Source organism: Ancylomarina sp. (assembly GCF_041555295.1).
GTDB lineage: Bacteria > Bacteroidota > Bacteroidia > Bacteroidales > Marinifilaceae > Ancylomarina.
This window is the reverse complement of record NZ_JBFFKR010000361.1, coordinates 1-2,861: the sequence shown is the minus strand read 5'-3', so window position 1 is coordinate 2,861 and position 2,861 is coordinate 1. Positions and strand designations below refer to the sequence as shown.

Annotated in this window: 3 protein-coding genes; all 3 read right to left on the bottom strand. The window is 36.3% G+C overall.

Annotated features, from left to right (window positions below; genetic code table 11):
* A partial coding sequence (locus tag ABY905_RS15915) for a peptide deformylase (protein WP_372645649.1) occupies nt 1-582 on the bottom strand: 582 nt, incomplete at its 3' end.
* Nucleotides 583-779: 197 nt separating this feature from the next.
* Nucleotides 780-1,469, bottom strand: coding sequence for a hypothetical protein (locus ABY905_RS15910; RefSeq protein WP_372645647.1), 690 nt, complete (start codon nt 1,467-1,469; stop codon nt 780-782).
* Nucleotides 1,470-1,942: 473 nt separating this feature from the next.
* Nucleotides 1,943-2,861 (bottom strand): nitrate/nitrite transporter (locus ABY905_RS15905; RefSeq protein WP_372645646.1); only part of this gene is annotated, 919 nt, incomplete at its 5' end.

Below are 2,861 nucleotides of genomic sequence, written 5' to 3'. Positions count from 1 at the left end.
TTCATGTTGAAAAATAACGGCAGTAAAATCTTCAATCATTTCCACATGATGCGTTTTATCCATCTTGTCATATTCAATCAAAATAGCGTATGCTCTTGAATTTAAAGTGTCCATTCGGTCTGGAATCGATAGGCAACCTTCCCTGTATTCTTGTTTCTTCTTCGAATATTGAATTATTCTGGGGTTTAAATAATACTCAAAGGGAGATCCCTCTTTATCAAACCTTTGAATCCAAATAATTTGCTTTAAAACACCCACTTGCGGTGCCGCAATACCAACACCTGCCGACAGACTATCACGTACAGTGCGATACATTCTTTTGACGACTCTTTTTAGGACAGGATGATTGAACTCTAGATTAACAGCGGTGCTTTTTGTACTCAATAATATTGAATCAGACTTTTTATTGATCTTGAATACGCGCATTGGGCTCAAGCTATCGCCTTGCATAATTAATGCTATTTCTTCATCAGAAAAGGTATTTCTCTTGTCAGTTTTACCAACAAGGTTTTTTGTGCTGGAGCAACTGCTAACTAAAATAATCAGAACCAGGATGCTTAAATATTGATATCGCTTTTTCATATTCACAAGAGTTTCCGGTAAGAACGGTTTGGTAATTCTTTGCACTTCCGTATCTGTTTACTGCTAAAAGTAATAAATATGCCAATACTTGCAATCTCTACTTTCTGGCAAATGGTTTTTATCCCTAGCTAAAAATGGCCGTCAGTTTAGTGACGGCCATTTAGCAATATTTATTGACGAGATATAAAGTTGTTTTATTAATCTTCAATAATTTTATCCAACAACTTTATACAGGCATTTTGAGCCTTAGTGATGTCTTTATATATATTTTTATCTTGTTTCGATTCATCAGTAGCCTTATAGGCATTTACTGCTTTAAGGTAATACTTCTTGGCGCGTATGCCTTTGCTCATCAGCGTAAACACATCAGCTATCGTCAGCAATTCTATATAATCCGGATTTTCCTTTTGCTCTATCAGTTCAATAACTTTAAGTAGAGACTCTTCCGTTTTAACCCTATGTTTTTCAGCGAATTTTAATGGCAAATGATAATCTGTGTAAAGCGAGAAATGAGTGCTGGCTTTACTTTTAAGGTAAATGGTGTTGTTTGGGTCTAAAATTAATGCTTCGTTAAAGTTTTTTAAAGCTTCTTGCTCTTTTCCTTTTGTCTGCTTAAGAGCCACACCCTTGTAATAATATCCTATTGCAATTTTAGGGTCCAATCTAACAACAACATCAGCGTATAAAGACAATTTGTCAATATCCTTAGCTCTTTCCAAGCACTGACAAGCCAAAAGAACGAGTTCTAAGTTTTCAGAATCTTTTTCTAATGCAACAATAATTTTATTTAATGACGGTTTAACCTTACCCGAATAATACAACGCTTTAAGCGATTCGTAAGTATCTATCTTCACCACTGTCTTTTTCGCTTTAACCTCTTTACACATAGAATTGTTTAATTATATTTTAATAGTTTGCTCGTTGGATTTGTTCATCTACCAAGAGGGCAAAGTTACTAATCAAAAAACTTAGGATTGCTTTTAGAGTCATCTTTTTGTTTATCTAAGTTGAAAATTTACTGCATTAATCTAATTTATAGTGATAGAACTAAAGAACTAAAATTAGGAAAAGGGAAATCCAGAGAAAACACGGAATAATTAAAACCTGTTAGCGTCTGTCGTCTCCCAATTATTATCGCGATACGACAGCGTTTAAAAAGTAGGTAAAGTCCAACAGGTTTATTAAATCTGTCAGGTTTTTAAATAAAACAAAAAAAGCCCAATCTCATTTTATTGAGATTGGGCTTTATATATTGATAAGGTTTAATGATTTATCCTTTAACCTTCTTTCCTTTATCCTTTGTTTACTTTAATCACGCCTGAGGCGGACTTCGTTTCACTCAGCCTTATTCACTTTGAGCTTAATTATCTTCCTGTGGGTTGTTCAGTTTTAAAGCGAACAAAAGTAGGATGATGACTAAAACACCACCTGCCAGACCAGCAAGTTGGTAGCTACCTGTTAATGTAAATATTCGGCTAAAGAATAGAGGAGCCAAAGCTGAACCAAATACCATAAGCGACATAGCCAATCCGCTGATAGCGCCTAAGTGGTCGCTACCGAAAAAGCGAGGCCAGGTAATTGCAGCCAGAACCGAGAAGAGTCCGCCCATAATACCGTTCCCAAGAATTAGAATGTAGTAGCCACTCCAATGCGAAAGGAAGGTTAAACCAATACAAGAAAGTAAGCATCCTATCAGGTAAATGAACAAAATACGCTTAAGTGGCATATAATCACTAATGACATTCCCTACCAAGGCTGCTACAATAGATATCAGCGAAGCTGGAATGAAAATACTCAATGCTTTCTGTTCGCTAAAGCCTGAAACTTCAAAAATGGAAACCACATTAAAAGTAAAGCCTGTTATAAAGAAGGCACTAAAGGCAATGGCTAGTGCGTAAACCCAAAAGACTGGTGTCTTCTTAGCTTCTTTCAGCGTGAATTGTTTGTTGCTATCGGTAAAAGACTTCTTTTTCTTTTCTTTCACAATCTTTCCATCGGGAATCAAGCCACATTCTTCGGGATTATCTCTGTAGAAAATATAGGCGAAAATGATAAAAGCGACGATGATGCCTGCCATAATCAAATAAGCGGCGCTCCAGTCGGTGCTATGGATTAAACCTGCTACAAAAAGTGGAGCAACTGCAAATCCGAAAGATTGGATGGCAGATGAAATACTATTGGCCAATCCACGGTTTTTGTTGAACCATTTCATTAGCATGTTACGTGAAGCTAAAGTCAATACTCCTTGTCCAGAAAATCGAAGCATAAAGAATAGAGCC

Excerpts from the sequence above, each read along its gene's own strand:
- ABY905_RS15910 (WP_372645647.1), bottom strand. The coding sequence starts at position 1,469 with ATGTGTAAAGAGGTTAAAGCGAAAAAGACAGTGGTGAAGATAGATACT.